This is a genomic window from Perspicuibacillus lycopersici (genome assembly GCF_025660475.1).
In the GTDB taxonomy this organism is placed as follows: domain Bacteria; phylum Bacillota; class Bacilli; order Bacillales; family Caldibacillaceae; genus Perspicuibacillus; species Perspicuibacillus lycopersici.
The window spans coordinates 374,629-400,049 of the sequence record NZ_JAOUSF010000003.1 but is presented as its reverse complement, the minus strand read 5'-3'; the positions used below and the strand labels follow the sequence as shown (position 1 = coordinate 400,049).

Annotated in this window: 26 protein-coding genes; 18 read left to right on the top strand and 8 right to left on the bottom strand. The window is 35.0% G+C overall.

Annotation, left to right across the window (positions count from 1 at the left end):
• Positions 1 to 14 precede the first annotated feature (14 nt).
• The 5 genes from rpoD (at position 15) to OEV98_RS10040 (ending at position 5,241) form a co-directional block, all read left to right on the top strand.
• The gene (rpoD, locus tag OEV98_RS10060) at positions 15 to 1,151 is read left to right on the top strand and encodes an RNA polymerase sigma factor RpoD (RefSeq protein ID WP_263073141.1); all 1,137 of its coding nucleotides are present in this window, start codon (positions 15 to 17) and stop codon (positions 1,149 to 1,151) included.
• A 406-nt stretch (positions 1,152 to 1,557) separates the two neighbouring features.
• On the top strand, positions 1,558 to 2,697 hold the full coding sequence (locus OEV98_RS10055; protein ID WP_263073140.1) for an acyl-CoA dehydrogenase family protein: 1,140 nt from the start codon (positions 1,558 to 1,560) through the stop codon (positions 2,695 to 2,697).
• Positions 2,698 to 2,912: 215 nt separating this feature from the next.
• Positions 2,913 to 3,281 carry a cytochrome c550 gene (cccA, locus tag OEV98_RS10050; RefSeq protein WP_263073138.1) on the top strand — a complete coding sequence of 123 codons (369 nt, stop codon included), beginning with the start codon at positions 2,913 to 2,915 and terminating at the stop codon, positions 3,279 to 3,281.
• A gap of 138 nt (positions 3,282 to 3,419) precedes the next feature.
• Positions 3,420 to 4,142, top strand: coding sequence for a tRNA (adenine(22)-N(1))-methyltransferase (locus OEV98_RS10045; protein WP_407676503.1), 723 nt, complete (start codon positions 3,420 to 3,422; stop codon positions 4,140 to 4,142).
• Complete coding sequence (locus OEV98_RS10040) at positions 4,120 to 5,241, top strand: Nif3-like dinuclear metal center hexameric protein (protein ID WP_263073137.1); 1,122 nt, start codon at positions 4,120 to 4,122, stop codon at positions 5,239 to 5,241. The genes OEV98_RS10045 and OEV98_RS10040 overlap by 23 nt, the downstream gene beginning before the upstream one ends.
• Before the next feature lie 236 nt (positions 5,242 to 5,477).
• Here OEV98_RS10040 and OEV98_RS10035 read toward each other — a convergent pair whose 3' ends face one another.
• Together OEV98_RS10035 and OEV98_RS10030 are read right to left on the bottom strand one after the other, a co-directional pair.
• A complete protein-coding gene (locus OEV98_RS10035) occupies positions 5,478 to 6,422 on the bottom strand; it encodes a 4-hydroxy-3-methylbut-2-enyl diphosphate reductase (protein WP_263073136.1) in 945 nt (314 codons plus the stop codon).
• Between the two features lie 108 nt (positions 6,423 to 6,530).
• Positions 6,531 to 7,223 (bottom strand): YqfQ family protein, encoded by a 693-nt coding sequence (locus OEV98_RS10030; RefSeq protein ID WP_263073134.1) that lies wholly within the window; start codon positions 7,221 to 7,223, stop codon positions 6,531 to 6,533.
• 295 nt (positions 7,224 to 7,518) lie between these two features.
• On the opposite strand from OEV98_RS10030, the gene OEV98_RS10025 reads away from it, so the two are divergent.
• Both OEV98_RS10025 and OEV98_RS10020 read left to right on the top strand, forming a co-directional pair.
• On the top strand, positions 7,519 to 8,817 hold the full coding sequence (locus OEV98_RS10025) for a DEAD/DEAH box helicase (RefSeq protein WP_263073133.1): 1,299 nt from the start codon (positions 7,519 to 7,521) through the stop codon (positions 8,815 to 8,817).
• A 75-nt stretch (positions 8,818 to 8,892) separates the two neighbouring features.
• Entirely contained in the window at positions 8,893 to 9,786 is an 894-nt protein-coding gene (locus OEV98_RS10020) for a deoxyribonuclease IV (protein ID WP_263073132.1), read from the top strand.
• 152 nt (positions 9,787 to 9,938) lie between these two features.
• Here the strand turns inward: OEV98_RS10020 and OEV98_RS10015 are convergent, their stop codons facing one another.
• Positions 9,939 to 10,193: a DUF2624 domain-containing protein gene (locus tag OEV98_RS10015; protein ID WP_263073131.1), complete on the bottom strand. Its 255-nt coding sequence runs from the start codon at positions 10,191 to 10,193 to the stop codon at positions 9,939 to 9,941.
• 178 nt (positions 10,194 to 10,371) lie between these two features.
• Here OEV98_RS10015 and OEV98_RS10010 point away from each other — a divergent pair, with 178 nt between their 5' ends.
• The 3 genes from OEV98_RS10010 to OEV98_RS10000 are packed head-to-tail and all read left to right on the top strand — an operon-like array spanning position 10,372 to position 12,429.
• Positions 10,372 to 11,154 (top strand): metal ABC transporter ATP-binding protein, encoded by a 783-nt coding sequence (locus tag OEV98_RS10010; RefSeq protein ID WP_263073130.1) that lies wholly within the window; start codon positions 10,372 to 10,374, stop codon positions 11,152 to 11,154.
• On the top strand, positions 11,151 to 11,999 hold the full coding sequence (locus OEV98_RS10005; protein WP_263073129.1) for a metal ABC transporter permease: 849 nt from the start codon (positions 11,151 to 11,153) through the stop codon (positions 11,997 to 11,999). The genes OEV98_RS10010 and OEV98_RS10005 overlap by 4 nt, the downstream gene beginning before the upstream one ends.
• 16 nt (positions 12,000 to 12,015) lie before the next feature.
• Positions 12,016 to 12,429, top strand: coding sequence for a Fur family transcriptional regulator (locus tag OEV98_RS10000; RefSeq protein WP_263073128.1), 414 nt, complete (start codon positions 12,016 to 12,018; stop codon positions 12,427 to 12,429).
• A 101-nt stretch (positions 12,430 to 12,530) separates the two neighbouring features.
• Here OEV98_RS10000 and OEV98_RS09995 read toward each other — a convergent pair whose 3' ends face one another.
• Complete coding sequence (locus OEV98_RS09995; protein ID WP_263073127.1) at positions 12,531 to 13,103, bottom strand: 5' nucleotidase, NT5C type; 573 nt, start codon at positions 13,101 to 13,103, stop codon at positions 12,531 to 12,533.
• A gap of 349 nt (positions 13,104 to 13,452) precedes the next feature.
• On the opposite strand from OEV98_RS09995, the gene OEV98_RS09990 reads away from it, so the two are divergent.
• Positions 13,453 to 13,824, top strand: coding sequence for a DUF4190 domain-containing protein (locus OEV98_RS09990; protein ID WP_263073126.1), 372 nt, complete (start codon positions 13,453 to 13,455; stop codon positions 13,822 to 13,824).
• Positions 13,825 to 13,882: 58 nt separating this feature from the next.
• Here OEV98_RS09990 and ispG read toward each other — a convergent pair whose 3' ends face one another.
• The 3 genes from ispG to OEV98_RS09975 all read right to left on the bottom strand — a co-directional run bounded on the left by ispG (position 13,883) and on the right by OEV98_RS09975 (position 16,704).
• Complete coding sequence (gene ispG / locus OEV98_RS09985) at positions 13,883 to 14,977, bottom strand: flavodoxin-dependent (E)-4-hydroxy-3-methylbut-2-enyl-diphosphate synthase (RefSeq protein ID WP_263073563.1); 1,095 nt, start codon at positions 14,975 to 14,977, stop codon at positions 13,883 to 13,885.
• A gap of 461 nt (positions 14,978 to 15,438) precedes the next feature.
• Positions 15,439 to 15,756, bottom strand: a complete 318-nt coding sequence (locus OEV98_RS09980) for a hypothetical protein (RefSeq protein ID WP_263073125.1) — start codon at positions 15,754 to 15,756, stop codon at positions 15,439 to 15,441.
• 174 nt (positions 15,757 to 15,930) lie between these two features.
• A complete protein-coding gene (locus OEV98_RS09975) occupies positions 15,931 to 16,704 on the bottom strand; it encodes a DUF1189 domain-containing protein (protein ID WP_263073124.1) in 774 nt (257 codons plus the stop codon).
• A 271-nt stretch (positions 16,705 to 16,975) separates the two neighbouring features.
• On the opposite strand from OEV98_RS09975, the gene OEV98_RS09970 reads away from it, so the two are divergent.
• From OEV98_RS09970 to OEV98_RS09950, 5 genes are all read left to right on the top strand, one after another.
• Positions 16,976 to 18,631: a Na/Pi cotransporter family protein gene (locus tag OEV98_RS09970; RefSeq protein WP_263073123.1), complete on the top strand. Its 1,656-nt coding sequence runs from the start codon at positions 16,976 to 16,978 to the stop codon at positions 18,629 to 18,631.
• Positions 18,631 to 19,113 carry a DUF456 domain-containing protein gene (locus OEV98_RS09965; protein ID WP_263073122.1) on the top strand — a complete coding sequence of 161 codons (483 nt, stop codon included), beginning with the start codon at positions 18,631 to 18,633 and terminating at the stop codon, positions 19,111 to 19,113. Before OEV98_RS09970 ends, OEV98_RS09965 begins: the two co-directional genes overlap by 1 nt.
• Before the next feature lie 234 nt (positions 19,114 to 19,347).
• Positions 19,348 to 19,956, top strand: a complete 609-nt coding sequence (gene sodA / locus OEV98_RS09960) for a superoxide dismutase SodA (protein WP_263073121.1) — start codon at positions 19,348 to 19,350, stop codon at positions 19,954 to 19,956.
• Positions 19,957 to 20,089: 133 nt separating this feature from the next.
• Positions 20,090 to 21,316 (top strand): MFS transporter, encoded by a 1,227-nt coding sequence (locus OEV98_RS09955; protein WP_263073120.1) that lies wholly within the window; start codon positions 20,090 to 20,092, stop codon positions 21,314 to 21,316.
• Between the two features lie 187 nt (positions 21,317 to 21,503).
• Positions 21,504 to 23,558 (top strand): peptidoglycan D,D-transpeptidase FtsI family protein, encoded by a 2,055-nt coding sequence (locus tag OEV98_RS09950; protein WP_263073562.1) that lies wholly within the window; start codon positions 21,504 to 21,506, stop codon positions 23,556 to 23,558.
• 185 nt (positions 23,559 to 23,743) lie between these two features.
• On the opposite strand, the gene OEV98_RS09945 is transcribed toward OEV98_RS09950, so the two are convergent.
• Complete coding sequence (locus tag OEV98_RS09945; protein ID WP_263073119.1) at positions 23,744 to 24,100, bottom strand: hypothetical protein; 357 nt, start codon at positions 24,098 to 24,100, stop codon at positions 23,744 to 23,746.
• 470 nt (positions 24,101 to 24,570) lie between these two features.
• Between OEV98_RS09945 and OEV98_RS09940 the strand changes: the two genes are divergently transcribed.
• Positions 24,571 to 25,176, top strand: coding sequence for a hypothetical protein (locus OEV98_RS09940; RefSeq protein WP_263073118.1), 606 nt, complete (start codon positions 24,571 to 24,573; stop codon positions 25,174 to 25,176).
• 53 nt (positions 25,177 to 25,229) lie between these two features.
• Positions 25,230 to 25,379 (top strand): 50S ribosomal protein L33, encoded by a 150-nt coding sequence (rpmG, locus tag OEV98_RS09935; protein WP_033828412.1) that lies wholly within the window; start codon positions 25,230 to 25,232, stop codon positions 25,377 to 25,379.
• Positions 25,380 to 25,421 lie beyond the last annotated feature (42 nt).

Sequence of the window (25,421 nt, the reverse complement as noted above, 5' to 3'; positions counted from 1 at the left end):
AAGGAGGGGAACCAATGGCTGAAAAGTCAGCGCGTTCCAAAGAGGTTGAATCTGAACTTACAGTTGATCAAGTGAAAGAAAAATTAGTGGAGGTAGGAAAGAAAAAAGGGTCTCTTTCTTATGATACTATTGCATCTAAGCTTGCGCAATTTGAACTGGAAGCAGAGCATATGGATGAATTTTATGAGCAATTAACAGAAATCGGTATTCAACTTAATGAGGATACAGAAGAAGAAGATGCAAGTGATGATCCAGATGACCAAGAAATAGAAAAAGAAGAAGAAGAATTTGACCTAAATGATTTAAGTGTTCCACCAGGTGTTAAAATAAATGATCCTGTCCGGATGTATTTAAAGGAAATCGGTCGTGTCGATTTATTATCCCCGGATGAAGAAATCGTATTGGCAGAACGCATTGCTCAAGGTGATGAAGAAGCGAAACGACGCTTAGCTGAAGCTAACTTGCGACTCGTTGTAAGTATTGCAAAACGTTATGTAGGTCGTGGCATGCTTTTCCTTGATTTAATCCAGGAAGGAAACATGGGCTTAATCAAAGCTGTTGAAAAATTTGATTATAAAAAAGGATTTAAATTCAGTACGTATGCAACATGGTGGATAAGACAAGCGATTACTCGTGCTATTGCCGATCAAGCGAGAACGATTCGTATTCCTGTTCATATGGTTGAAACGATTAATAAATTGATTCGTGTCCAACGGCAATTACTGCAGGATTTAGGACGTGAACCAACACCTGAAGAAATTGCAGAAGACATGGATTTAACACCTGAAAAAGTTCGGGAAATCTTAAAAATCGCTCAAGAACCAGTTTCATTAGAAACCCCAATTGGTGAAGAAGATGATTCCCATTTAGGTGATTTTATTGAAGACCAGGAAGCAACTTCACCATCTGACCATGCTGCATATGAAATGTTGAAAGAACAATTAGAAGATGTTTTAGATACATTAACAGACCGTGAAGAAAATGTATTACGTCTTCGCTTTGGCTTGGATGACGGGCGCACTCGTACGTTAGAAGAAGTAGGTAAAGTATTTGGAGTAACCCGTGAAAGAATTCGTCAAATTGAAGCGAAAGCATTACGAAAACTTAGACACCCAAGTAGAAGTAAACGATTAAAAGACTTTTTAGAATAATTATTTTCTAAGGTTTGTCGCTTTTTGCGACAAACCTTTTTATTTATAATAAATTTATACGATGTTGTTTCCTTCAGCAATCTATTTGAGAAAAGCAATCATCTAGCCTTATTTAATGTGTTAACCTTCATAAGGGGGATATTTCCTTCCGCATTTCTAAATGCAACTCCTACCTTGTCATCTATTTTAATGAATTTAAATTTAATTTGCAAATGTCCTTTGCACTAATTTTTAAAATTTTTTATTTTTAATGGTCTGAAATGCGAATTTTTTTATGAACAAATATAAAATCCTCCTAACTAAAAAGACAGCGCATACATTGGTATAGATAATAGTTTTTTCAAACCGGCATCATTGGGTTATTGTGAAGCTATTTTCTATTGTCTATGAGGGAGGGTGATCAATCATGAACTTTGATTTAACGGCAGAACAAAACATGATTCAGAAAACAATTAGAGAATTTTCTGAGGAGGAAGTGGCTAAGGGTGCACTTGAACGAGACAGGTCGAAAACATTTCCGAAAGAAATTTTTCAGAAGCTTGCAGATTTAGGAATGATGGGGCTGCCATTTCCTGAAGAATATGGTGGGGCAGGGGCTGATACCATCAGTTTTGCAATAGTAGTAGAGGAATTAAGTAAAGCTTGTGCATCAACAGGTATTACTTATTCTGCCCATATTTCATTAGGAGGAGCACCAATTCATTTGTTTGGTACAAAAAAACAAAAAGAGGAGTACTTACCTCTCATTTGTTCAGGGCAATCTCTCGGTGCATTTGGGTTAACAGAACCTAATGCAGGTTCTGATGCTAGTGGAACAAAAACAAAAGCAATTGAGCAAGGAGATAGCTTTATTATCAATGGGAATAAATGCTTTATTACAAATGCAAGTTATGCGGAATTTGTCGCATTAACTGCTGTAACCAATTCCGATGGAAAAAAATCGGAAATAAGTGCCATTATTGTTCCGACTAATTCGAAAGGGTTCACTGTTATTGATAATTACGAAAAAATGGGACTTCATGCTTCCAATACAACAGAGCTTGTATTAGAAAATGTTCAAGTTCCAAAAGAAAATTTATTAGGGGAAAGAGGGCAAGGCTTTAAACAATTTTTGCAAACATTAGATGGTGGGAGAATCGGGATTGGTGCGATGGCTGTTGGGATTGCACAAGCAGCATATGAAAAGGCATTAGCATATGCGAAGGGGCGTAAGCAGTTCGGAAAATCTATTTCCTCTTTCCAAGCGATACAATTCAAGCTTGCTGATATGGCAATGAAAATTGAATTAGCAAGAAATATGGTATATAAGGCAGCATGGCTAAAGGACCAAAAGCGACCATTCACAAAGGAAGCTTCGATTTGTAAGCTGTATGCATCAGAAATTTGCATGGAAATAACGTCACAGGCGGTGCAAATTCACGGAGGAAATGGTTATATGCAGGATTATCATGTCGAGCGTTATATGCGTGATGCAAAGCTGCTAGAAATCGGAGAAGGGACATCAGAAGTACAGCGGATGGTGATTGCCAAACAAATTGGCTGCTGATGTTCGTATAAATGGAAAAAGTAGGAATAGAAGTATATCCGATTGAAGTCAGTTTGCGGTAAAAATAGCAGTTTTTATTACATTTTTTGTACAAATTTTGAAATTCCCTATTTTCGTAGTGTTTTCCCCTTCCACTTCTTGTCTTTTTAAAGTAAAATAAGAATTGTTTGTATATACTATTTTCAGAACAATACATACACAAAGGGGAGAAAGACATGAAACGTAATGCACTAGTTCCATACTTTCTTATTATGGTTTTAGGTATCTGCTTAGTAATAGCGCTTCCACTATTTGATAACGGAAGTGGTAATGAAGCGGAAGCTGGTGAAGAAAATGGTGGAGAAACTGTAGCGCAAGCGCCGGAGGATATTTACAATAGTACTTGCTATACTTGCCACGGCAGCAACTATGAAGGTGGAGCAGGTCCATCCTTAAAGGGTGTTGGCGAGCGTTTGTCTGCTGATGAAATTAAAGATGTGTTAGTTAATGGTAGAACAGGAGATATGGGAACAATGCCTCCTGGATTAATACCTGACCAAGCAAATGTTGATGCAATGGTAGAATGGCTAACAACACTTGAATAATTTTCTTTCCTTACGATTGAACAAGAAAATCTGACTTACAATGGTCAGATTTTTTTTGTGTTTGAAATTACCGCTATTTTCTTGTACTTTTATATATAGGATTTTCCTTGGAAAAGAAAGAATGGTGATTGGAAAAAGATGATGAATTTATCAAGAAGACTTACTGCTGTAGCGTCTTATATACCGAAATCGAGTATTCTCGCAGATATTGGCTCAGACCATGCCTATTTACCAATTTATGCGGTTGAAAATGGCTTAGCGAAAGCGGCAATTGCTGGTGAGGTTGCTGATGGCCCATTTTCGGCTGCAAAATCAAGTGTGACAGCTGTTAATTTACAAAATGTAATTGAGGTCAGAAAAGGCGATGGATTAGCTGTAATCCATGATTCTGATCAAATAGAGTGTATTACAATTGCTGGAATGGGTGGGGCATTAATCGCCTCTATTTTATCTGCGGGTAAAGATAAATTAACTTTCGCAAAAAGATTGATTTTACAGCCAAATGTAGCAGCTCATTTTGTTCGCAATTGGTTAGTTGATAATGATTGGGAATTAATCACGGAGCAAATTCTCGAAGAGGACGGTCATATTTACGAAATTTTAGTCGCTGATAGAGGAGAAGGTAAGAAACCGTACGCACAAATGGAGAAGGAATTATTTTTTGGTCCATTTTTATTGAAGGAGAAAAATCCGATTTTTCGGAAAAAGTGGGCACGAGAGAAAAAAGAGTGGGAACGAATTTATAAACAATTAGAAAAAGCAGAGGCAACCGAGGCAATCCGTGAAAAAAAACAAGAATTACTACGAAATATCCAATGGTATAAGGAGGAATTGAGTGATGAAACAACCGAATGGGCATGAAATCATTCAATTATTTGAGACATTTTCTCCAAAGAAGTATGCAATGGAGGACGATAAAATTGGTTTACAAATTGGTAGTTTAAATAAGCCGATTGATAATGTTTTAATTGCACTTGATGTATTAGAGGAAGTAGTAGATGAGGCAATAGCCAATAATGTGCAGCTGATCATTGCCCATCATCCGATTATTTTCCGTCCGCTGAAAACGTTACGCCATGAGGATACATATGGAAAAGTCATTGAAAAATTAATAAAGCACGATATAGCGGTTTATGCAGCCCATACAAATTTAGATGTGGCAAAAGGTGGCGTAAATGATTTACTTGCAGAAAGCTTACAATTAGCACAAGTTGAGGTTTTAGCTCCTACTTATGAGGATCGCGTCAAAAAATTAGTAGTGTATGCTCCAGAAAATGTGGAAGAAGAACTGCGGAAAGCATTAGGGGATGCAGGTGCGGGAGCGATTGGGAATTATCGTCATTGCTCCTTTACAGTTAATGGAACCGGTAGATTTTTACCGGAAAAAGCAGCCAATCCACATATCGGGACAATCGGTCAGCTAGAAGCAGTTCCAGAAGCTAGAATTGAAACGATTTTTCCAGAATCAAAGGAAAAACAAGTACTTACAGCAATGCGAAAGGTGCATCCATACGAAGAACCTGCATTTGATATTTATCCGTTAAATATTAAAGGTGAGCAACTTGGATTAGGAAGAATTGGGTACTTACATGAGGAAATGACATTAGAACAATTTGCGAAATTTGTAAAAGTACGGTTAGATCTTGAAGGTGTTCGTGTCGTTGGCAATTTATCTGATAAGGTGAAAAAGGTTGCTGTTTTAGGTGGAGATGGAAATAAATATTATCATGCTGCATTAAGAAAAGGTGCGGATGTATATGTTACAGGTGATATGTATTACCATACTGCAATTGACGCTAAAATGGATGGTTTAAATATTGTAGACGCTGGCCATAACATTGAAAAAATTATGAAGGTTGGAGCTGCGAAACAGTTAACGAAAATGTGTGAGAAAGCGAAATTTGCTGTAAACATCTTTCCTTCAAAAGTTCATACAGACCCATTTCAATTTATATGGTAAGAAGGCTATTCTCCTATCGTGTGTTGCCATTTAATAAGTTACACGCAGGATGAGTACACTCCGCTATCCTGCTCATCTCGCTATAAGCACATATTAGTGACAAGCGAACTTCTGCACACCTTCGGAAAGCAAGTAATGTGTGGATAATAATTGACAATAGATACCAATAGGAAGCTCTCTTGATGGCTAATGTCGACAAAAAGGACAATTTCTGCAAATTGTCCTTTTTCTCTATGTTATAGTGCTTTTTTTACTTTCGGTAATATTTTCGCTAAAGGTACTTTTTTCTCTCGATTCCATGTAGAATCATCATTTGCATCAAATTGCTCGAGAAATTGAATAACCTCTCTCGTAATTGGTGTTGGTGTAGAAGCACCAGCTGTTACTGCTACTTTTTTTGCATCTTTAATCCATTCGATCGCAATTTCAGAAACATCAGAGATACGATAGGATTTTGTTCCAGCAATCTCTTCTGATACTTGTGCTAAGCGATTAGAATTATTGCTTTTTGGATCCCCCACAACGATTAAAACATCTGCCTCACCAGCTTGTTTCGCTACGGCTTCTTGTCTCACCTGTGTGGCTAAGCAAATTTCATTATGTTTTTCGGCATGCGGGTATTTTATTAAAACAAAATCCATAATATCTTTTACATCCCATTGACTCATAGTCGTTTGGTTTGTAATGATTATTTTGTCGTTATTAATGTTTAATGCCTTTGCGTCATCCATTGTTTCTACTTGATGAACCTTTCCTGGTGCAATCCCTGCAGCTCCTTCAGGCTCTGGATGCCCTTTTTTACCAATATATACAATTTCATAACCTGCAGCTGTTTTTTCAGCAATTAAATCATGTGTCTTCGTAACATCTGGGCATGTTGCATCAAGTGTTACGAGCCCTTTTTCACTTGCGATTTTTCGAACCTCTGGGGAAACTCCATGGGCGGTGAAAATAACGGTTCCACCATCTATCTTCTCTATAATTTCTTTTCTGTTTTTACCATCTAGTGTAATAATTCCTTCTTCTTCAAATGCATCTGTCACATGTTTATTATGAACGATCATACCGAGTATGTAGATCGGTCTTGGTAATGTTTTATCGAGCGCTGCATTACGGGCAATAACCATCGCGTCCACAACACCATAACAATAACCACGGGGAGAAATTTTGATAACATCCATTGATTATCCTCCTACTATTCTCGCTATCTTTTAGTTTATTATAACGAAGAACAGGAAAGAATACAAAGTAAAAAAGCAGTGTAAATTGCACTGCTTGCTAAGAAAAAATTATATATAGAATTTAGGAACGGATGGCAGTTCCCGATATCTTTGTTTTCTATTATTTTGGTTGTTTTCATCGAACGTTGCATTTTCCGTTGAGCTGGATTTCTCTGGATTTGATTTGTATCCCGTCTGTTTTTCATTTAAAACACTTTCTTCGGCTGCTGTTTCGTTTATCGTATTTTCGTCTTCTATTTCCAGTTCTACTTCACTACTATTTTCCAAATCCAGTTCTTCCGATTCCTCTGCTTCTGTATCCGTTACATCGCTATTTTTAAATCCTTGATATAATTTCCATAAGGAGGGCAAATTACGAATCAACGGACCATATTGTTGTACCATTGGTCCAATCTGTTGTGCCGTTCGGAGCACTTGTTGAGTTTGCCCTAAAAAACGGGAGATACTTTCGGGATTTAACATGGAACGAAGCGATGATTGTGTTCCTGTCTGTTGGATACCCGCACCGAATTGAAATGGATTTATCGAACTTTGTATTGGTTGAGTTTGTGACCTTCCGAAAAGTCGAGCTAGAAAGCCTCCGCCACGACCTCTTGCTGGCTGGGCTTGAAATTGGCGTGTTGGATAATACATGAAGTTTTGCTGTCTAGGTACTCTCGGTACTCTCGGTACTCTCGGAGCTCTCGGCATCCCCCAAGGTGAATAGCCTTGATTAGGTCTTTGTGAAAATGGTGGTGGCAACGAAATAACCTCCTTTGTATCGTGCATAAGTGAATCTATACTACAATATGCAAAATTCCCATTTTCGGTCATGGAATAGAAAATTTTCTATAGGTGGAGTTATTCCACTAAATTCTGTATAATACTAAACTGACAACTTAATTTTATGCTTATATAGTAGTAGCCCAAATGGGTTGGACGAATCACAGAAATCAATCCGAGCTTGTATGAGAGGAAAGCGAACGAATTGAATTTGTAATTAATGTTATTTAATGTATATAACTAAGTTAATAATAAATAAGGGAGTTCACTCATAATGAAAGAAACGAAATTTACGAAATTTCCACTAGCGCCATTTCTATTAGGGGCACTAGCAGAAATTGGATTTTATGAGCCAACAGAAATACAAGAAAGAATTATTCCAAAAGCTTTAACAGGTAAAAGTATTGTCGGACAGTCTCAAACAGGAACAGGAAAAACGCATGCTTTTTTACTGCCAATTCTTACGAAAATTGACCCAGAAGTAAACGAAGTACAAGCTGTTATTACGGCACCGACAAGAGAGTTAGCGAATCAAATTTATCACGAAGTGCTTAAACTCACAAAAAATGCTGAAGTAGAACTTTTAACAAAATTATTCGTTGGTGGAACCGATAAAAATCGAACCATTGAAAAATTAAAAACACAGCCACATATTGTTGTTGGTACACCGGGAAGAATATATGATTTAGTAAAGGAAAAGGCACTCTCTATTTATACAGCCAAAATGATGGTTGTTGATGAGGCAGATATGATGTTAGACATGGGCTTTATCGAGGATGTCGACAAAATTGCAGCATCACTACCAGGTGATTTACAAATGTATGTATTTTCTGCAACGATTCCAGAAAATTTAAAGCCATTCTTGAAAAAGTATATGGAAAATCCATTATTTGTACAAGTGGAGCCAGATCAAAAATCTGCGAAAAATATTGAGCATATTTTAATTCCACAACGTCATCGAAACAAAGTCGATTTGTTAATTAATGTACTCCAAGCATATAATCCATACTTAGCTATTTGCTTTACGAATACAAAGCAAAATGCGGACAGCCTTGCGAATAAACTTGCGGAAAAAGGTGTAAAAGTTGGGATTATCCATGGGGATTTGCCTCCAAGAGAGCGTAAAAAAATGATGAACCAAATTAGAAATTTGGAATTTCAGTATATTGTCGCCACAGATCTTGCTTCCCGTGGTATTGATATTGATGGAGTTAGCCATGTAATTCATTACGAGCTGCCAAAGGACTTAAGCTTTTATATACATCGAGCCGGTAGAACTGGTCGTGGGGACTATTCCGGAATTTCCGCCGTTATATATGAAGAAAATGATATAATGACCATTTCCAAGCTAGAAAAAATGGGAATAACCTTTTCGAATAAAGATTTAGTGAATGGTGAATGGGTAGATGTACAGGACAGAAATGAACGAAAAAACCGGAAGAAAAAATTACCAGATTCAAAAGAACGGCCGATTCAAGTGAAAAAGCCTAATAAAGTAAAACCAGGCTATAAAAAGAAAATCAAGAACGAAATAGAAACGATGAAAAAAAGACAGCGGAGAAAAGGGAAGTAATGATTTGTTTTTTCTAAAGAAACGTTGTTAAATTTTGTATTAGAAATTTTTATTATGGAAAAAGAGGGGAAACTTATGTTGAAAATTGGATCACATGTGTCAATGAGTGGAAAAAAAATGCTTCTTGCAGCAAGTGAGGAAGCTGTTTCCTACGGTTCTAGTACATTTATGATTTATACTGGTGCACCACAAAATACTAGAAGGAAAAAAATTGAAGATTTAAATATTGAAGCAGGTCTTGCTCATATGAAGGAAAATGGGATAAAGGAAATCGTCGTACATGCCCCATACATTATTAATATTGGGAATACGACAAATCCTGCCACCTTTGAGTTAGGCGTTAATTTTCTTCAATCGGAAATTGAAAGAACAGAGGCAATCGGTGCAAAACAAATAGTTTTACATCCTGGTGCACATGTAGGTGCTGGTAGTGAAGCGGGAATTGCAAAAATTATCGAAGGATTAAACGAAGTATTAACTAATGATCATGATGTTCAAATTGCATTGGAAACAATGGCTGGTAAAGGATCGGAATGTGGTAGATCATTTGAAGAATTGGCAATGATAATTAATGGCGTGACGAATAATGATAGATTGTCCGTATGTTTTGATACTTGTCATACACATGATGCAGGATATAATATTGTGGAAGATTTCGATGGTGTTTTAAATGAATTTGATAAATTGATTGGTATTGATCGGATAAAGGTTTTACACATTAACGATAGTAAAAATCCACGTGGTGCAAGAAAAGACCGTCATGAAAATATTGGCTTTGGACATATCGGGTTTAAAGCATTAAATTATGTCGTTCATCATCCACAATTGATGAATGTACCAAAAATTTTAGAAACACCATTTGTTGGGGAAGACAAAAATAATAAAAAGCCACCATATCAATATGAAATTCAAATGTTTAGAAATCAAACATTTGATGAAGCTGTTCTAGAAAAGATAATCAATGCATAAATTATGGGGCTGTTTAAGTCAAATAATCGACTTAAGACAGCCCTTTTTAATGTGAAGGAATAACTAAGTAGTTTGGTGAAATAATTGCTTTTGTTATCTATCATTATCTTCTCCTTGCTATAATTTACACGATGCTTGCTTTAGTAAAATAGTTATTTTGTTAGCATGAGGAATAATTGGTTTACCTTTTTTGCTGTATCTGGACCAGCAATTTTGGCAATTTCTTTAATTACTTTTGCTCGATCAGATGAATTAAAAATATTGATATTTCTCCCTCGCAAATAAGCTGCCACTTGTTCTGCCTGCTGACTCGTTACTTGAATATTAAATTGCTTCGCATACTTCAATAACTCTTTCCCAGAAATACTGTTGATTTTCATATTGATGATGTTTTCAAGAAACTTCATTTCATCGCCTCCAAATATAATGTATGAATAAATGAAAAAGATAGTTCCTATGTATTAGAATGGAAAGAGAAGAAACTTTACATATTAACCATTATTAGGTATACTTTCTTGAGTAAATCGTAATCATTCTTAATACCTTATATCTATTCACACATTTTATCTTTGGAAAGGTGAGTTTATGAAAACAAATACACCTGTGATTGAAATAAATCATTTAGATTATCGATACGACTACGATTTTGTCTTAGAAAATATACAGTTAAAAGTAAATAAAGGTGACTTTTTAGCAATTGTTGGACCAAATGGGTCTGGTAAGTCAACGCTATTAAGGCTCATTTTAGGTTTATTAAAAAAACAAGATGGGCAATTACTTCTCTTTGGAGAACAAATAGATACTTTTACTGGGTGGGACAAAATTGGATTTGTTTCGCAAAAAGCAAATTCCTTTAATACTGGATTTCCTGCCACAGTTTATGAAGTTGTGCGGAGCGGATTAACAAAAAAAACGGGTATGTTCCGTTTCTACCCGAAGGATTCAAAGGAAAAAGTTTTAGCTGCATTACGGTCAGTTGATATGGAGGAATATATTGACAGAAATATTGGGGAGCTTTCTGGAGGACAACAGCAAAGAGTATTTATTGCCAGGGCAATAATAAGTAACCCAGAAGTATTAATTTTAGATGAACCTACGGTAGGAGTAGATATTCAGAGAGTAGAGGTTTTCTATCAGCTACTAAATCGTCTCAATAATGAGCGAGGAATGACAATTGTCATTGTAACACATGATATTGGCACAATTACCGATAAGGTTTCCCATATTGCTTTTCTCAATCGATCCATTCATTTTTATGGTACAATAGAAGAAATGAAACGATTGGATAATGAAGTGATGTCCTTTTTTTATGGCCATAATATGCATTTATTAACTAGCAATTATGAGCATGGAGGAGCAAGAGTATGATTGAAAGTTTGTTTCAATTTGAGTTTTTACAAAATGCATTTATTACCGGAATTATCATTGGGATCATTGCTCCATTATTAGGCGTTTTTATTGTAGTTCGAAAGCTAGCATTAATTGCTGATGCCTTAAGTCATGTGACATTGTCAGGAATCGCAGCGAGCCTGTTAATTTCTAAATGGTGGGTGCCATTTGCAGCGGTTAATCCTTTGTATACAGGAATGCTATTTTCGGTGGTCGGGGCGTTATTAATTGAAAAATTACGAACGGTCTATAAACATTATGAAGAATTAGCAATTCCGATTATCATGTCCTTTGGGGTAGGGTTAGGCGTTATTTTTATTTCCTTGGCTAATGGCTTCACAACAGATTTATTTGGTTATTTATTTGGTAGTGTAAGTGCTGTTAGTCGAACGGACTTATATATTGTCATTATTATTAGTGTCATTGTTATTATTACGATTACCGCCATTTATAAGGAATTATTTGTATTATCATTTGATGAGGAACATGGACAATCATTAGGATTACCAGCGAAACTAATTCATTTTATTTTTATTGTTACGGTTGCGTTAGTAATAGCAATTTCCATGAGAATAGTTGGAATTTTATTAGTCTCAGCATTAATGACACTTCCAGTCGCTGCAAGTATTCGATTAGCGAAAAGCTTTAAGCAGGCAATTATTTATTCGATTTTATTTGGTGAGTTATCTGTAATTGGTGGTTTAATTAGTGCCTATTATTTAGATTTAGCTCCAGGTGGTACAATTGTAGTAATTGCTGCGGGAATATTATTAGTCACGATTTTATACAAAAAACTACGATTGAATTTTAAAATTGTAGGATGAGATGAGGTGAAGAGACGTGAATGTTAATGAGGCTATTCAATTATTAAAGGATAAGGGTTATAAGTATACAGGAAAAAGGGTAGATATGTTGGAATTTTTTGCGGATCATGATCGCTATATGACAGCAAAAGAAGTTTTGGAGGGAATGAAAACTACCTATCCAAATTTAAGCTTTGATACGATATATCGAAATTTATCATTGTTTGCAGATCTTGGCATTTTAGAAACAACAGAGCTTTCAGGTGAAAAACATTTCCGTTTCCTCTGTTCCAGAGAACATCACCATCATCATTTTATTTGTTTACATTGCGGGAAAACGAAAGAAATCGATACATGTCCGATGATTAGCTTAGATGGTGAATTAGATGGCTATACAATTTCAGGGCATAAATTTGAAATATACGGGTATTGTAATCAATGTGTACATTAATTAAGTCTAGGTAAAATGAAATTTCTATAAATACCATGAAAAGAGGCAATCGGTTGTGTGAACTGATTGCCTTCTCTTACAAATTCTATTTGGCGAATAGGTTATTTTCGAGTTTGTAGCCAATTTGTTACCCATTGATCAGCTTCTTCCCAAGTATATACACGAATAACATTCTCAGGAATTGGCTTCCGGTTATATGGAGTATCGAATAACAATACAGGAATATTACAAGCTTCCGATATCATTACCGCATTATCATGTTTATCTTCTAAAAACAAATTGACTTGCAATTTTTTTGCTGCATCAATTTTGTCATGGGATCCTATCAATTCAATATGATCATAATGAATTTGATGTTTGTCTAACCATCCTTCTGTTACTCCAAGCATATTGTTTCCTCTAGCACTAATGAAAATTAATTCATGCTCTTTTTCCCATTTGTTGAGAATTTCTTTAGCACCTTCGAATATTGGAGAATCCCGATAGATCGTCGCTTCTGTTTCTTTAAACCATTTAGAAAATTCCTCAGGTGTTGCGTTAACAAAAGGAGTTAATTCATATTCGGTAATATCCTCCATTGTAAGCTGCATATGGAAATCTTTATTTATTTGAGAAATAATCGAAAATGGTGATGTTACTGTTCCATCAATATCAATACCAAAACGTATACCCATAAATACTGTACTCCTTAGATTCTTTAATAATTTGGCTGTTTTCATATGAATTGTTGCTATAGGAAATAAAAAATATAGAATGAACTACTACTGTACAAACCGAATACATGAAGACTCCACAAAAAAGTGAAGTGTTTTAGTCTGCGGCTAATTACAAATAGCAGAAATTTTTTAGTAAATAGCCAAATTTATTTCTTATATGTTTAGTTTACCATATATTACAAATAAAGCGAGGTTCTAGTTTTTGTGTAAATAAAAGGGTATCAAGTTAATCTTTTGTGAGTGTTATCTGGCTATTTTGATTCATACTATGAATGCTCCCTACAAAAGAGAAAGCGAGGGATACCTTTTGGATGATTACAACAAAGAAATTCAGAAGCAAAACGAAAGCCAAACAAGCAATAATTTAGCGGACGAAAACACGTACGAGGAAGAAACTGCTGCTGAATTTGTCGCTCCTGTAGATTATGAATTACGTTCAATGCGAGAAAGTCGAGGCGTACAAGAAACAAATGAAGCAGGAGCAGGCAAGGTTTGGGGTTATATTGGATTGGCACTCGCAATTCTATCCCTATTTACTGCGCCATTACTTTTTGGTATAGCAGGGATAGTACTCGGTTTCATTGCTCGAAATCGAGGGGCATCAGGGCTAGGGAGCTGGGCAATAGGAATTGGAGCATTGTCAGTGGTTATTAGCCTATTTTTAGCACCATTCTTTTGACCCAATAAATCTCATGTAACAAAAAAACAGTCCTGCACCATTTGCAGGACTGTTTCTATTAGGAATTCACCATTTCATTTTGCTTTTCAAAATATTCTTTTGCAACTTGATCAATTTCTTTTTTCAATTCTTCCACCATTATCGCCTCAGGTACTTTTCGAACGATCTTTCCTTTTCGAAAAAGTAAACCTTCTCCACGTGCACCTGCAATACCAATATCTGCTTCCCGTGCTTCACCAGGACCATTTACTGCACAGCCAAGTACTGAAACCTTAATTGGTGCTTTAATGTTTTGAATGTATTCTTCTACTTCATTTGCAATACTGATTAAATCAATTTCGATACGTCCACAGGTCGGGCAGGAAACAAGTGTAGCTGCATTGGAAATGAGTCCAAAGGCTTTTAATAATTCTCGAGCTACTTTTACTTCTTCAACTGGATCGGCACTTAACGAAATCCGTAATGTATTGCCGATGCCCTTACTTAAAATGGCCCCAAGACCAGCTGCACTTTTTACTGTTCCAGCAAATAATGTACCGGATTCAGTGATTCCAAGATGGAGCGGATAATCAAATGCTCTCGATGCTTTTTCGTATGCTTCGATTGCAAGCGGTACGGTAGATGCTTTCATCGAAACGATTATATCATGGAAATCCAAATCTTCTAATATTTTTATATGATGAAGTGCGCTTTCCACCATTCCATCAGCAGTCGGATAACCATATTTTTCTAATATCCGCTTTTCTAACGAACCTGCATTAACACCAATCCGAATTGGGATTCCACGTTCTTTTGCAGCATTAACAACTGCTTCAACTTTTTCTCTTTTTCCGATATTTCCTGGATTAATTCGAATTTTATCTACTCCACCTTCAATTGCCTTTAATGCAAGCCGGTAATCAAAATGAATATCAGCAACAAGTGGAATATTTATTTGTTTTTTTATTTCATGTATTGCATTAGCTGCTCTTTCGTCAGGGACAGCTACACGAACAATTTGGCAACCAGCTTCTTCTAATTGATGAATTTGTGCAACAGTTGCTTCCACATCGTGCGTTTTTGTTGTTGTCATACTTTGGATAAATACTTGATCACTGCCACCTATTGTTAAATTTCCAACACGGACAGGTCGAGTTTTTGTACGATGAGTAATTTCACCCATGTTTGTTCTCTCCCTTATTTTTAAATGTGGGACGAAAATTGTCTACTCGTTTATTTTATCAATGAATGTAGAGAGATATCAAGAGAATAATAAATTTGAAATGTCTATTTAATATTATTTAATAATTATTGAATCCATTCCATTACATTGGTGAGTTGTAAATGTTTGTTGTCACGTAGAAGATTATTTCGGATGGTTTCTATTAAGGCTGTTTTCGAATAGATTGTTGCTTTTTCTAAAATTCGGTGACTCCAATACACTCCGCGCATCCATTCGGGCGAGCGGAGTGTATTGTATTGGAGTCTGCACAGTGCTTCCCTTTAATAAACCTATCTAGTGAAATAATAACGATTTTTAGAAAACAGCTTTATTTAATAATAAAAAAGTATTGGATAGACTGCTATACAATTTATCAAGATAAAGTAGGAAAATATTATTATTCTTGCATTTTCTTATTCCTCACTTGTGCTTGCATAGATCGGAATTTTATAAACCTCTCCTGGTCGGATTTGCTCTGGTGCGATGCCTCCGTTAAGTGAGGTGAAGTCCTTTATCATTTGATCAATGGCAATATTTTTAGGAAAACCCGTTAGTTCCTCGATAATCGATAATACTGTGTCACCTGGTTCAATTCGTACTTCTAAAAAGGCTATGGAACTACTTGCAATGGCATCTTGCTGTGTGGCTTTTGGAAGTGTTCCGACAGTAATATCCATGTAAATCGCATATAGTACGGCTAAAAGTACTAATCCACCAATTACCCTTTTCATCTCTATCATCCACCTACTATTTTTATGATTTTCAACACTATTAGTAATAATATGTATTCTATAAAACTAGCTTTTATACATAAAAATAGTAAATTTAATCTAGTAAATGATGTTTCGGTAGTAAGAAAAAACCCTTCTCGGATGGAGAAGGGTTAGTAGTGTATCGTTACTATTTTATGATAAATCAGATTGCTTCGGGATTTCTTTTATTACTAAGAAGAGCATGATGACCATTACTGCCCAGTTAATCATTCCGCCAAGCGGAACTGTAACCTGTAATGCTTCCATTATCGTGAAAAATAAGGTAGGTAGCGTAATTGCATACGCACTTAGTTTCCATGATTGACCATATGTTAATGTTTCTTTTAAGGAATTTTTAATAATTAAGCCAATTAATGCAAGAATTGTTACCTTTATGAAGGAGCTTGCTGCTTGGAATAAGTAAAACAGGATGAAAATTACGATATTAATAACCGGAATAAAGGAATCAACCGATTGAACTATATCCGCTAATTGGTCCTTTGTAAGCGAATCAAGCTCTAAAAAAGAATAAGTAAATGAATCCGTTTGACCTTCTAAATTAATCGCGACATCGTTCTTTAAAATCGAGAGTGTATTTGCCTCATTAAGTGCATCATTTACTGTAATTGTTCCAGTGCTATCAAAAATAATGGAAAAATCATCCTTTTGTACATGGATTGGTTCGTTACTGTTGGAGACAAGTGTTCCATCTTGAATTTCAAATTCTGGCAGGTCATTCATTAATGTGTTTTCCACTCTATCAATCCCATTGGAAATGATAGTTGCTGTAATAATAAAGATTGGAAGTGTAGCGATTAACGATAAAAAGAATAGATAGCCAATTGTTTTTCCCATCTTTTGATTGCGGAAATTAACCATGTCCTTCGGAGAATAAAGACTTTTATAAAATTGTTTAAATATATTCACACGAACACTCCTTTTTAATTCTAAAAATAGAATTTTCCTATTTCATCCTATTTATTATTACATACAATGGGAAACAATAAAAATACTTTACGGAAGGAAGAATTCTAAGTAATACAATTGTAATATTTTTGTAATCTTAATGTAAAGATAACTCTTAATGTAAAGTATATGTAAATTTCACTGTATTTGTATTTACAATTAATTGTGTTTTATACCATAATTGTGAAGGGTTTTCGCAATTTGAATATACACTAGAGTAGGGGTTGAATGAATGAACGAAATAAATATTCAGCAAATGATATTCGAGTTTTTAGGTGGTTTAGGTATTTTTCTTTTTGGGATAAAAGCAATGGGTGAAGGGCTGCAAAAATCTGCAGGTGATCGATTGCGTGATATTTTAGATAAATTTACAACGAATCCGGTTATGGGTGTACTTGCTGGGATGGTTGTTACGATTCTCATACAAAGTAGTTCAGCAACAACGGTTATAACTGTTGGTCTTGTAAGTGCCGGTTTTATGACACTTAGACAAGCAATTGGGGTAATCATGGGAGCTAATATTGGTACAACAATTACTGCTTTTATTATTGGTATTGATGTAGGAGAATTTGCTTTACCAATATTAGCCCTTGGCTCCTTTCTATTATTTTTCTTTAAAAGCAAAAGAGTACATTATATCGGACAAATTCTATTCGGATTTGGTGCCTTATTCTTTGGATTAGAATTAATGAGCGGTGGAATGAAACCTTTACGAGACTTTGAGTTATTCCACGAATTAACGGTAAGCATGAGTGAAAATCGTTTACTAGGTGTTCTTGTTGGTACTATTTTCACAGTTGTGGTACAAAGTTCGAGTGCTACAATCGGTATATTGCAAAGCTTATTTGCGGATGGTCTATTAGATATTAAAGCAGCATTACCTGTCTTATTTGGAGACAATATAGGTACGACTATTACCGCGATTCTAGCCGCTATTGGCGCATCCGTTGCAGCCAAGCGCGCTGCGTTAAGTCATGTATTATTTAATGTAATAGGAACCATTATATTCCTAATCATTTTAGGACCATTTACGATGTTCATTGAATTTTTACAGGATAGCTTAAACTTAAATGAAAAGATGGTAATTGCATTTGCACATGGAACTTTTAATATTACGAATACTATTATTCAGTTACCGTTTATCGGCTTACTTGCATTAATAGTAACTAAACTTATTCCTGGGGATGATTCCTTTGTGGATACGAAGGCAAAGCAATTAGATCCGATGTTTATTGATCAATCGCCTTCTATTGCTTTAGGTGCAGCAAAGGAAGAAGTAATCCGAATGGGTCAATTGGCAATTAAAGGACTCGAGGAATCAAAAAATTATTTAACGACTAGACAATCGAAACATGCAGAAATGGCATTGAATTTGGAAGATGCGATAAATAATTTGGATAATAAAATTACCGATTATTTAATCAAGCTATCCTCTGCCTCCTTGTTGGATCATGAATCGGAAATGCATTCGATGCTATTAGATACAGTTCGTGATATTGAGCGAATCGGGGATCATTTTGAAAATATTGTGGAACTATCGGAATACCAAATCAATAATAAAGTGAAGCTTTCCGATTTTGCAAAGCAAGATATTGAGGCTATGTTTGAGCTTGCAGTTTCAACTGTTAAAGAAGTAATAGATGCGCTTGATCATAATGATAGTGAAAAAGCAAAATCCGTCATTCGAAAAGAAGCTAAAATAGACCAAATGGAAAGACAGCTTAGAAAACAGCATATTTTACGTACGAATGAAGGAATATGCAGTGCCCAAGCAGGTATTGTTTTTGTAGATTTAGTGATAAATTTAGAAAGAATCGGGGATCATTCTGTTAATATTGCAGAAGCGATATTGGGAATTAAAGAACATCAAGAAACTGTGGTGAAATAATGGGAATTATCGCTTGGCTCATTATAAGTATTTTATTTGTTTTAGCTTTTGTAGGGTTGGTTTATCCAATCCTCCCGAGCTCATTATTTCTTTTATTGAGCTTTGTAGTGTATGGTATATTTTATTCTTTCGGTGATTTTCATTGGACGTTTTGGACTATCCAAATATTCCTGTTTATCCTATTATTTACTACTGATTATTTAGCAAATTTATTTAGTTTAAAAAAATTTGGCGGGTCGAAGGCAGGTATGTGGGGGAGTACATTCGGGTTGCTTATCGGTCCATTCGTTATTCCATTTCTTGGTATAATCATCGGCCCATTTTTAGGAGCCGTTATTGCGGAACTGCTAGTCCATAGAATATCTTTTTCAGATGCAGTAAAAATTGGACTCGGCTCTGTAGTTGGCTTTATTGGCAGTGTCGTTGTCAAAAGTTTAATTATGATCTTTATGATTGTTTATTTTCTTATTGTAGTTCTTTAAAGTTTTCGAGCAACTTTTTATCCTTTAAAAACAGTCCGGATGGTACTTCCATAGGGGCTGTTTTTGTTTGTATGACCCTATAATAAATATACATCATTGTAAATAGGTAAAAATAAATATTTTAAGACATTTTATTTGCTAATGGTTAATGATTTTGCTACTCTTATTTTGAAAGTTTTAGTATGTTTGCTAAAGCTTAAAACAATTTACATATATTTGAAGGAGGAATTAACAATGGCTTTTGAATTACCACAATTGCCTTATGCTTATGATGCACTAGAACCACATATCGACAAGGAAACAATGAACATTCACCATACGAAACATCATAATACGTATGTAACAAATTTAAATAATGCAGTCGCAGGAAATGCTGATTTAGAAAGCAAATCTGTTGAAGATCTTGTTTCTAATTTAGATGCTGTTCCTGAAAACATTCGTACAGCAGTTCGTAATAATGGTGGAGGACATGCTAACCATTCACTATTCTGGCAAATCTTATCTCCAAATGGTGGCGGTGAACCAACTGGTGAATTAGCAGATGCAATCAATGCTAAATTTGGTAGCTTTGCTGGATTCAAAGATGAATTTACAAAAGCGGCTACAGGTCGTTTCGGATCTGGTTGGGCATGGTTAGTAGTCAATAACGGAGAATTAGAAATTACAAGTACACCTAATCAAGATTCTCCATTAATGGAAGGTAAAACACCTGTTTTAGGTCTTGATGTTTGGGAACATGCTTACTACTTAAACTATCAAAACCGTCGTCCAGACTACATTGGTGCATTCTGGAATGTAGTAAACTGGGAAGAAGTTGCAAAAAGATTTTCTGCAGCAAAATAATGGGAATGCTTTGAATAAAGCAACAAAAAAGCAAGAGATGCCTGAATGACTAGGCTATTTCTTGCTTTTTGTTTTTATTTGAATAGTTCATGCTCTCTTTACAAACAATAGAATTTGTAAAGGGGAGTATGTAATGAAGAAAAAAAACCATAAATGGTTTGGAAATGTTGTACTCACGAAGGATTTAGTTTTATTACTATTAATAGGTGGCTTGTATTCCTTAAGTCTTGCTTTATCCAACACATTTGTAAATGTTTTTCTTTGGAAACAAACGGGTGAGTTTTTTCAATTAGGCTTATATAATTTAATGATTGTTGTCATTCAACCATTAACCTTTATATTAAGTGGAAGAATCGCCAAAAAGGTAGATCGAATCATTGTTCTACGAATTGGGGTAGTTTTTCTCTCCATTTATTATATTAGCGTTTTATGGAGTGGGGAAAATGCAGCAAATATTTTATTATTATTAGGTGCTTTACTCGGGATTGGCTACGGATTTTACTGGTTGGCTTACAATGTTTTAACCTTTGAAATAACAGAACCTGAAAATCGAGATTTCTTTAATGGATTTTTAGGAATCCTTAACTCGATTGGAGGAATGGTCGGTCCTATTTTAGCAGGTTTTATCATTTCACATTTCGAAGCGTTTACAGGATATTCGATTATTTTTACTATTTCGCTTTTGTTGTTTGCAGCGGCGAGTATACTTAGTTTTTTTATGAAGCGAAGACCTGCCAGTGGGAATTATTTTTTTATCCGAATTTTAAAGGAACGTAAAAAGGATGGGAATTGGAAAAATATTACAAATGCTAATCTTGTACAAGGCTTAAGAGAGGGAATTTTTGCATTTGTTATCAATGTATATGTGTATATTTCAACCGGTAGTGAAATGGCACTTGGAACCTTTGCCTTCATTAATTCACTTGTCGCATTTATCACCTACTATCTTGCAAGTCGATTTATTAAGAAGCAGCATCGCAAACGAGCGATTCTATTTGGAGGATTACTATTATTTGCCACGGTATTTTTAATCATTTTCCATGTTTCCTATCCACTGTTTTTAATCTATTCAGCAACCATTGCCTTTGCCTATCCGATAATTTTAGTACCTTTCATTTCAACCTCCTATGATGTTATCGGACAAGGATGGAGAGCAGCAGATATGCGCATTGAATATGTGGTGGTAAGAGAGTTATACTTAAATGCAGGTCGAGCAATTTCGATTATCGTCTTTTTAGTCGCAATAACGTTATTCCCTGTAAAAACAGTAATGCCATATTTATTAACAATACTCGGCTCAGGTTATTTACTTATTTATGTATTTGTACGGAATATTAATGTTAAAGGAGTCCAATCGTGATTCCTTTTTTTATGGGAAAATTTGTTATATACTTTTAAAGGAAAAGACTAGCATTTTTAATAGAAATTACTTGAAAAATTATATACAATAGACAAGTATTGAATTAGTTTCGTTTTAAGAGAGGTGAATACGGTTGAAGCATAAGCAAAAACAAAAGAAAAAGAAGAAGAGCCATATTCCATTACGGATGAATATATTATTTTTTGCTGTATTTCTCCTGTTTTCCATATTAATTCTCCGACTCGGCGTTTTGCAAATTGTCCAAGGGGAAGAATATACGAATCAAGTAGAGCAGAAAGATGAAATTTCAGTCGATTATTCCGTTCCACGTGGGGAAATATACGATCGGAATTATCAGAAGGTAGTTTATAACATTCCTCAAAAGGCGATTACGTACACACCGTCAAAAAATCCTCAGCCTGATGATTTACTGGACGTTTCCAAGAAATTAGGTCAAATTATTCAAATGACGGATGCTGATAAAGAAAAAGTGACGGAAAGAGATAAGAAAGATATATGGCTATTAGAAAATAAAAATGGGGATTCCTTAATAACAAAAGAAGAAAAGGAAATGTTAAAGGATAAAAAACTTAGTGATAGTGATATCTATCAAATGAAGCTAGATCGGATAACGGAAGAACAATTGAAAAGTGTTGATATAAATGTCGCAAGTATATATCGGAAGTTATTTAATGCTGTCGCACTAACACCTACTATAGTAAAAAATGCAGATGTAACGGATGAAGAGTTTGCCTATATAAGTGAAAACTTAGCAGACTTACCGGGTGTCAATATTACGACAGATTGGGACCGAAAGAAAACGTATGATACTGCTTTGTCTACTGTGCTTGGTAACTGGAGTCAAGGGCTTCCAGCAGAGCAATTGGAATATTACGAATCCAAAGGATACAATCTTAATGATCGTGTTGGGGTTTCCTATATTGAAGAACTATATGAGGATGTTCTAAGAGGAACGAAATCAAAAGTAAAAACTGTAACAGATAAAAATAATAATGTCGTGGACACAAAAGTGATTTCTGAAGGTCAAAGCGGAAAAGACTTAGTGTTAACAGTTGATATGGATCTCCAAGTAGAGGTTGAAAAAATTATCGAAGAAGAAATTCAAAAAATGAAGGAGTACCCAAACACGGATACACTTGATCGAGCATTTGTCGTAGTAATGAACCCGAAAACAGGGGAAGTTTTAACCTTGGCTGGTAAGCAATATACAGGTAATAAGAAAACACCTTGGTATGACTATGCACATGGAACATTTACGTCTGCCTATGAATCTGGATCAGCTGTGAAAGGTGCAACAGTGTTAACTGGTTATCAAACAGGCGTTATTTCACCTGGAGATCAATTACTGGATGAAGTGTTTAATATTAAAGGGACACAAGTAATTAGTTCTTATAAAGTAATGGGTTGGATCGATGATTTAACAGCATTAGAAAGATCTTCGAACGTTTATATGTGGAAAGTTGCGATTGCAATCATGGATGGACATTATGTATCAGGACAAGCACTTCCACTTAATACAGATAAAATTGATTTAATTCGCTATTATTTTAGTCAATTTGGATTAGGTACAAAAACAGGGATTGGTTTTTCAGAGGAAATTGAAGGGCTAAAAGGTGCAGCAGACGTTAATGCTTTTCAAATTGGTATTGGTCAGCTTGACACGTATACACCACTTCAGCTGGCTCAATATGTTTCAACCATTGCAAATGGTGGCTACCGCATGCAACCATTGCTTGTAAAAGAAATTCGTAATCCTGACGTGAATGACAATGCATTAGGTAGTACGATTATAGAAGAAATGCAACCAAAAGTGTTGAATCGGATTGATATGAAATCGGAGTGGATTGAGCACGTACAAGAAGGATTTTGGCGCGTTACACATGGTTCTCAAGGAACTGCGAGATCATTTTTTGTGAACGAGCCATATGATGCAGCTGGGAAGACTGGTACTGCACAAAGCTATAAAGATGGTAAATCTACGTATAATTTATCATTTGTAGGATATGCGCCATTTGATGATCCAGAAATAGCGATTTCTGTTATTGTACCAAATGCTTATTATGGAAGTAATCAACCATATTCTATTTCGAACGTGATTAGCCAGCGAGTTTTCCGGAAGTACTTTGAACTAAAAGAAAAACGACAAAATAATGACTTAGAAAACGATGAGGCAGAGAATAATACCGAAGAAACAGATACAGAAGAAAATTTACAAGAATAATAAAAAAGCTGATAGGAAACAAAACTGCCCCGTAAATGTTAGGTAAGTGTCTAACATTTACGGGGCAGTTCAAATGAATTCCGTCAGCTTTTTCTTATAGAAAAAATTTATAATAGATGTATACAACGGAACTGGTGAAGAGGATACCGAGGGCAAAGGAACGAACTGTTTGTTTATTCATCTTATTATTTCCCCCTTGGATTATTAGATTCTAATATTGCTATCACTTCCTCAACAGATAAAGCAGATTGTCTCGCAATCTTTTCAATAGGCAAGCCTTGTTGATAAAGTAACTGTACCTGGTTAATGATAATTTGATTAGGTGAAATATATGGGTTTTTTTTATGTACACTATTGTTCGGTATAAGTAGTTCTTCTTCTAATATTTTTAGTCGTCTTTTTATTTGGTATGTTTCTTGAAATAATTGTAAAGATAGCTGCTCCAGTTCATTTTTTATTTCTTTCGTACGGTTTGGTAGAAAAAATGACAGTATAAATAATATAATTCCTACTCCAAAAAGAATAAATAATATACTTTCCACGATTTGCATCACTCCTAATTCATAAGTTTAGCATATTAGACAAAATTCCACTATATTTGACAATTTCAATTCGTAAAATCTCATCACAAAAACTTTCTTTGACGAAATTCGAATACATATTTAATTGTCTTGTTGCATAATTTGTAAAAATAGCACGAACAGACAAATATTTTAATACAAAAAATGACAAATTGCGTTTATTGTTAGAATATTAGATAAATGTTACGATACATATATACATTTTTTTGCTAAATGGTCAATGGACAAGTGTTCATTTTTTATCGTATATTTTTGCTTTTTCTAAACATCCGTTTTCGAGTGGTAGGCTACGTGCTCTGTCTACTCAAGAAAAATTGGCTTTCCTCCAGAAAACCAATAATCCTTAGAAAAAGCCTTCTAATAAAAGTAACGGAATGAATACATGTGAAGTTATCGAATTTTAAACAAATTTAACGAAAGGCGTGAGACCGATGAATAAGCCGATAGGTGTAGTGAATGGAAATAAAGAGCAAGCAAATCTTGGGGATGTAATAAGCATGAATCATTATATATTTGTAAATAATGAGATGAAAACAATAAATATAGGGGAAGAAACCTTTCTGCTAAATCATTTACTGCATATCAATATTTATCCTCAGTGTGTAAAGGAAAACATGTTATTAATTAAATTTGATATTCAAAATTTAGCCAATCACGATGTTCCTATTCGTATTCTCGTGGAAAATTATTTACATGCAGAAACAAATAATTATGCATTTGTTTCCCCTAAAAACGAAGTATTATTTTTGACTGATCGAGAACAATTATATTTAACGTCAGGTATTATTCAGGAAAAATCAATCTATCAATATGGTATTCTAAAAATGAAAACTAGTCTTGCGACAATATGTAATGGTAGCATTCCATTTTGTCCAATTGGAAGCGGAGAGGTTGCAACAGTATACTCATTAGAACAAGTGATCAAGCCAAAAGAAAAGATTCATGCATATACTTGGGTACTATCCTCGAACTCGTTAGTAGAAAGCGATCTACTTAATTGGGATAATCAATTAAAATCTAGACTAGCTTTTTTATAAAAAAGGTGATATTATAGAAAGGTCGTAATTTGTGTAAGACTGGAGGGATCAATATGCGTGTGAACATTACGTTAGCATGTACCGAATGTGGTGAACGTAACTATATTTCAACAAAAAATAAACGTAACAATCCAGATCGTTTAGAATTGAAAAAATATTGTCCTCGTGATAAAAAGACTACTGTACATCGTGAGACAAAGTAAGCAGCAGGATTTTTCCTGCTGTTTTCTTATACTCTTTTTTTG